4 protein-coding genes are annotated in these 6,634 nt (G+C 60.9%); 1 reads left to right on the forward strand and 3 read right to left on the reverse strand.

The genetic code is table 11. The features are described from left to right. Window positions 1–503: 503 nt before the first annotated feature. A complete protein-coding gene (locus ABX749_RS16680) occupies window positions 504–1,136 on the reverse strand; it encodes a thymidine kinase (RefSeq protein WP_372896966.1) in 633 nt (210 codons plus the stop codon). 182 nt (window positions 1,137–1,318) lie between these two features. Here ABX749_RS16680 and leuS point away from each other — a divergent pair, with 182 nt between their 5' ends. Then, complete coding sequence (gene leuS / locus ABX749_RS16685; protein WP_372896967.1) at window positions 1,319–4,153, forward strand: leucine--tRNA ligase; 2,835 nt, start codon at window positions 1,319–1,321, stop codon at window positions 4,151–4,153. A gap of 52 nt (window positions 4,154–4,205) precedes the next feature. Here leuS and ABX749_RS16690 read toward each other — a convergent pair whose 3' ends face one another. Further along, window positions 4,206–5,246 (reverse strand): ATP-binding protein, encoded by a 1,041-nt coding sequence (locus tag ABX749_RS16690; RefSeq protein WP_372896968.1) that lies wholly within the window; start codon window positions 5,244–5,246, stop codon window positions 4,206–4,208. A 4-nt stretch (window positions 5,247–5,250) separates the two neighbouring features. Beyond that, window positions 5,251–6,634, reverse strand: a 1,384-nt coding sequence (locus ABX749_RS16695; RefSeq protein WP_372896969.1) for an AIR synthase-related protein, incomplete at its 5' end; no start/stop codon positions are given.

Below are 6,634 nucleotides of genomic sequence, written 5' to 3' on the forward strand. Positions count from 1 at the left end.
ACGCGTCGCGGTGTCGCCGATGTACATCCCGGGGCGTTTTCGGACGTGATCCAAGTCCGAAAGGTGCTTGAGGTCTTCGTCGGTGTATTTCTGGTTCGCGGCGGGAATCGAGGAAACCGGCACGTCGGGGCCGCGTTCCGGGGCGTCCATTTCTTCCTGGGAGCCTTTTTCCTGCGCGCTCTGATCGGGCGAGTCTGGGGCGTCAGATTCCGGGAGATCCGAAGAGGGGGCGTCGCTCATTGAGACCTGAAACGGGGCGTAAAAGTAGGCCGCATTTCGAGGGATGGTTCCCAATCCTGGTCATCCCAGAACCGCCTGCGGCAGAAGGCGGAATTCTACCATTTCCCGGCGACTTTCGCGAGGCCGCCAGGCGGCCGTCAGGCTCGCTCTGCGGGGCTTCGGCGGGCTCGTTTGTAACACCGCATGCCGAACGTTTGATCGCCGGATTCGCTGCGAAAGTCCAGCCCACGAGCGATGCCAGCTACGCCTGCATCGCTGGGGCGTCATTCCGCCGGGGCGCCGTCCAGGGAGTCCAGCAGCGGTAATTCGTTGGCCGCCCGCTCGCACATCCCGTCTTTGAAGTGCCGTCGACAAACCGACACGTAGCGTTCGTTCCCCCCGATCTGAATCTGCCGGCCATCCTTGATCGGTCGTCCCGAATCGTCGATCCGAAGCACCATCGTCGCTTTTCGTCCGCAATGGCAAATCGTCTTGATTTCGGTCAGCGTATCGGCCCAGGCCAACAAAACTTCACTGCCGGCGAACAAGTTTCCTTGGAAATCGGTCCGTAAGCCGTACGCCATCACCGGGACGTCCAACTGATCACACACGTCGCTCAGTTGTTTGACCTGTTTGGCCGTCAGGAACTGGGCTTCGTCCACCAAAACGCAGTGCAGCGTTTCGGCGTCGTGGTGGTCGCGTACCATGGACAGCAGGTTGTCGGCGATGTCGAACGTGACCGCCTCGGCCGCCAAGCCGATCCGGCTGGTGACCTTGCCGGCCTGGTCGCGGGTGTCGATTTCCGGCAACAGAATCAGCGTTTTCATGCCACGTTCGTGATAGTTGTAGCTGCACTGCAGCAACGTCGTGGATTTTCCCGCGTTCATCGTCGAGTAGTAAAAATACAGTTTCGCCATGAATCTCGGCCTTGAAGAGCGACCACTTAATTTCCAGCCAAGACTTACGTCAAATCTGTCAATCCTTAGAATTTCGCTCGGCCCGCGTCCGACACGAGACCCGATTCGAATGATCACCATGGAGTTGACGTCGCACACCCCGTCTTGACGGCCTCCATTTCCCCCTTTTTTGCTCGACTCCTATGCCGCGATACAATCCCGCTGAAATCGAACCGCGTTGGCAAGCCTACTGGGAAGAACATAAAACGTTTGCCACGCCCGAGAAACCGGGTCCGAAAAAACGTTACGTCTTGGATATGTTCCCCTATCCCAGCGGTGACGGGCTGCACGTCGGCCACCCGGAGGGTTACACCGCGACGGACATCGTCTGCCGTTACGCCCGCCTGTGTGGCGAAAGCGTGTTGCACCCGATGGGATTCGACGCCTTCGGGTTACCGGCCGAAGAGCATGCGATCAAAACCGGCGAACACCCGCGGATTCAAACCCAACGCAACATCGACAACTTCACGCGGCAGTTGAAGATGCTCGGTTTCAGCTACGACTGGGATCGCGTGTTGGCGACGACCGACGAGGAGTACTTTCGCTGGACCCAGTTCATCTTTTTGGTCCTGTTCGATACCTGGTTTGACCACGACGCGCAGAAAGGTCGCCCGATCGCCGAACTGCCGATCCCCGACGAGATCCAAGCACAAGGCGAATCGGCCGTCGCCGACTACATCGACGCGCACCGGTTGGCCTACTTGGACGACGCCCTGGTCAACTGGTGCCCCAAGCTGGGCACCGTGCTGGCCAACGAAGAGGTCATCGACGGCAAGAGCGAACGCGGGGGCCACCCCGTCAAACGCATCCCGCTGCGCCAGTGGATGCTGCGGATCACCGATTACGCCGAGCGATTGCTGGACGGACTGGACGCGTTGGACTGGCCCGTCGGGATCAAAAAGTTACAGTCGGATTGGATCGGGCGGAGCACCGGCGCCGAAGTCGACTTCTTCATCGGTGACGCCGCAAAATTTGAAACGTGGAAATCCGAGCGAGCCAAGGCTCCCTTGCCGGCCAGCCCCGGTGACGACGCGCTGCGTGTCTACACGACCCGCCCCGACACGCTGTTCGGCGCGACCTACATGGTGGTCTCGCCCGAGCACCCAATGCTGGATCGATTGACCACGGCGGAACAATCCGCAGCGGTTAAGTCGTACTGCGAGAAAGCGTCGTTCAAATCCGATCGTGAACGCACCGAGGGCGACCGCGAAAAGACAGGCGTGTTCACCGGTAGCCACGCCATCAATCCCGTCAACGGCGCTCCGATCCCCGTCTGGGTCGCCGACTATGTCTTGGCCGGCTACGGAACCGGTGCGATCATGGCCGTCCCGGCGCACGACGAACGCGACTTTGAATTCGCGGTCAAGTACGAATTGCCGGTCATCGCCGTCGTCGACCCGCCCGCGGACGCCGAAAACCGAGACGACATCCTGGCCGGAAAAGCGTGTTACGACGCGGTCGGCATCGCGATCAACAGCGGACCGATGAACGGCAAGTCGACCGAGGAGGTCAAACAGGAACTCACCGCCTCGCTGCAAGCGGACGGGTTGGGCAAGGCCGCCGTCAACTACAAACTGCGTGACTGGTTGTTCAGTCGGCAACGCTTCTGGGGCGAACCCTTTCCGATCCTGCACGAACTCGACGACGACGGGAATCCGACCGGACGGATGCGTGGCGTCGACCCCGCGGAGTTGCCCGTGCGTCTGCCCGAGTTGGAAGATTTTAAACCGCACGGAAAACCCGAACCGCCGCTGGGCAAGGCCGATGACGATTGGTTGTACGTCCAGATCGACGGCAAACGGTATCGCCGCGAAACCAACACCATGCCCCAGTGGGCCGGGTCCTGCTGGTACTACCTGCGCTACATCGACCCCAAGAACGATACCGCGCTGGTCGATCCGCAAAAGCAGGCCGAGTGGATGCCGGTCGACTTGTACGTCGGCGGTGCCGAACACGCCGTGTTGCACTTGTTGTACTCGCGGTTCTGGCACAAGGTGCTGTTCGATCGAGGCCACGTGTCGACGCCCGAACCCTTCGTCCGTCTGGTCAACCAGGGCATGATCTTGGGTGATGTCGAATACAGCGCCTTCTTTGACGAAGCCGGCAATCCGGTCTCCGCCGCCGAGGTGCGAAAGAGTCCCGACGGCGGGCGTCAATCCAAAGACGGTCGAGTCGTGGTGTCAAAGACGGTTTCGGAAGAAGACGTCGAAAAGAAGGGCGAGGGCTTTGTGTTGAATTCGGATCCGTCGATCAAGGTCGACAGCCGCGCCCACAAGATGTCCAAAGCCCGCGGCAACGTGATCAATCCCGACGTCGTCGTCAGCGAGTACGGTGCCGACTCGCTGCGGTTGTACGAGATGTTCATGGGGCCGCTGGAAGCGACCAAGCCTTGGTCCATGGCCGGTGTCGGAGGGGTCCGCAATTTCTTGGATCGCGTCTGGCGGATGATCGTCGACGATCAAGAGGACGACTACGTGCTGCAGTCGGCGCTCACCGAAGAGCCCTGCGACGAAGAACAGAACCGGATGCTCCACGCGACGATCAAAAAGGTCACCGAGGACACCGACGCGATGAGCTTTAACACCGCGATCGCGCGGATGATGGAATTCACCAATTTCTTCACCCGCGCGGAAAAACGCCCGATCAGCGCGATGAAGTCGTTCCTGATTCTGCTGTCGCCCTACGCACCGCACTTGTGCGAAGAGCTGTGGAAGATCCTCGGCCAAGACGGCGTGATCGCGCAGCAGAGCTGGCCGAAGTGGGACGAGTCGGCGCTGGTGCAAAGTTCGATCGAAGTGCCGGTGCAGTTCAACGGCAAGGTGAAGACGAAGATTCAAGTCGCGCCCGATGCGAAACCCGACCAAATGATCGAAGCCGCCATGGCGGACCAGCGGGTTCAATCGATGCTCGAGGGCAAGAACGTCGTCAAGAAGATCGCCGTGCCCGGCCGGTTGGTGAACCTTGTGGTCAAGGGATGACCGTCGGGCGTCCCGCGCGTGACGTGTGGCATGCACAGCATGCCCTGCGACACTACAGGTCCAGTTCGTCCAGCGAATCGATCAGCCGATCGAGGTCGTCCTTGGGTTGGGCGACCAGGTCTTGCTGACGACGCTGAAGTTGCTCGTCGATGCCGACCGCGGTGCGACCGGCCAGCAATAACTGTTCATCGCGTTCACGAGCCGCCGTCGCGATCGCATCGTCTCCGCCGTCGGGAGCGCCGAACAGCTTGGACAGGTCGATCTTGAATCCTTCGCTTCCGCCCGTTTCGGCACCCGCGATCGCCGGTGCCTTGTGCTGGGGAAAGATGATGGCGTTCTCGGGGCAGACGCGGCTGCAGGCCGGGCATCCCTTGCGGCAATTGTCGGGTTGTTCGACCAGGATCGTTTCGGCCGCGTCGACTCCATAGACACCGAACAAGCAAAAGTCGACGCACTCCATGCAGTTGGTGCAACGGCTGAAATCGATCACCGGGTACCAGCGCCGCGCCGTCGTTTCTTCGACTTGCACGATCCGGCCGCCGACGATCGGCAAAGAGGTTTCCTCGGGCGTCGCTGCGGTGCCGGATTCTCTGGCGCTGTCGGTTTCCCCGAGCACCAACCGCCGGATTTCTTCGGTGAACCGATCCAGACTCTCTTCGGCCTTGAGGTCGATGCAGTGGATTTGACGATCTGGCCGCGGGTACAGGTCGGCGACGCGATCGACATCGTTTTCCGATTGCTCGGCGGAGGGCTCTTCCTGGTCCTCGTCTTCCGCGTCGCCGATCGCCACCGGAACGAACTGGCCCCGGATGCCATTTCGGTCCAGCACCCAGTGGGCGGCGCGGGGAAAGATCCACGAGACGACGATCAGATTGCCTTCGATTTCGGAAAGTTTCTGTAGCGACTCCCCGCCCTTGGGCAAATCGTACAGGTGCGGGACCACCAACACGTCGGCGTCTTCGAGCGTCGAGGCCGCATCGGCGATCGATTGTTCCAGCGACCGTTTGGCGGGATTGCGTGATTGTCCGCGCGAGACCACCACCGTCCAGGTGGCGGTCTTGTTCGGATCGGCTTGAGAGCTGGGGGAAATCATCCGTTTACCAGTCGAGTGGTCGTTGCCAAGCATCTTTCGCTGCCGCGATCTCGATGTCCAGCACGTTGGCCCCGGATCGCGTGACGGTCAGTTTTCCGTCGTCGGTTATTGTACCTACTCGGGCCGCCTGGACGCCGTGGGCGTAGAAGATTGGTGTGAACTGATCCACCAATTCCACCGGCAATTCGACCAGGAACCGAGAATTGGATTCGCTGAACAACAGCGAGACGTCGGAGAGTCCAGGTGCGGAAATGTCAGCGACGGCATCCAGGTCCAGCTGCATTCCCAAGCCACCGGCCATCGCCATTTCGGTCGCCGCGACGGCCAGTCCGCCCTCGCTGAGGTCGTGGCAGGCTCGCAGCAGGCGGGCGGAAATCGCTTCGTGCACGGCGGCAAACGTGGCCTTGGCGACCGGAACATCCACGGTCGGCACCTGGCCGCCGGATCGGTTTTGGCTGAGACAATAATGCGAACCGCCCAGCTCGTCTTTGGTCGTCCCAATCAAGAAAACCGCGTTGCCCGATTCCTTGGCGTCCATCGTCACGGCCAACGAAATGTCGGCGATTTGGCCCATCGCACTGATCAACAGACTCGGCGGGATCGAGATCGTTTGCTTTTCACCGCTGTCGTCGAAATAGCTGAATTCGTTGTTCAAGCTGTCCTTGCCGCTGACGAACGGAGTGCCCAGCTGGACGGCGACGTCTTGGCAGGCGATCGCCGCACGCACCAGTGAACCGAGCGTCTCGGGGCGATCGGTGTAGCCCCAGCAGAAGTTATCCAGGATCGCGATCTTGCTGGGGTCGGCCCCCACCGCCACGGCGTTCCGCATCGCTTCATCGATCGCCGAAGCGGCCATGTGATAGGTGTCAAAGTCGCCATAGTGTGGATTCATCCCGCATGAAATCACCAGCCCGCGGTTGCTGCCCAGCAGCGGGCGGATCACCGCGGCGTCACCGGGACCGTCGCACTGTGGTCCGACCAGCGGTTTGACGACGCTGCCGCCTTGGACTTCGTGGTCGTACTGACGGATCACCCAGTGTTTGCTGGCGACGTTCAGACTGGACAGGATCTTCAGCAGCGTCTGTTGATTCGCCTCCGCCGAAACCGACGCGGGCAAATCCAGCGGCACCACGGCCGGCGGTTCGTACACGGCGTCGCGAATCACCGGCGGTCGTCCGTCGTGCAGCATCTGCATGCTGACGTTTCCGACCGTTTGGCCGTGATAGGTCAGGTGCAACTGGCCGGTCGGTTTGAATTCACCCAGGATGGCCGCTTCGACGCCTTCGCTCTCGCACAGCTCTCGAAGTTCATCCCACTTTTCGCGTGGCACGGCCAGCACCATGCGTTCTTGGGCTTCGGAAATCCAGATCTCGGTGTACGACAATCCG

Origin of the sequence: Stieleria sp., from assembly GCF_041595215.1 — a bacterium.
GTDB lineage: Bacteria > Planctomycetota > Planctomycetia > Pirellulales > Pirellulaceae > Stieleria > Stieleria magnilauensis.

Coding starts and splice junctions, on each gene's coding strand:
- ABX749_RS16680 (WP_372896966.1), bottom strand. CDS start 1,136: ATGGCGAAACTGTATTTTTACTACTCGACGATGAACGCGGGAAAATCC.
- ABX749_RS16690 (WP_372896968.1), bottom strand. CDS start 5,246: ATGATTTCCCCCAGCTCTCAAGCCGATCCGAACAAGACCGCCACCTGG.
- leuS (WP_372896967.1), top strand. CDS start 1,319: ATGCCGCGATACAATCCCGCTGAAATCGAACCGCGTTGGCAAGCCTAC.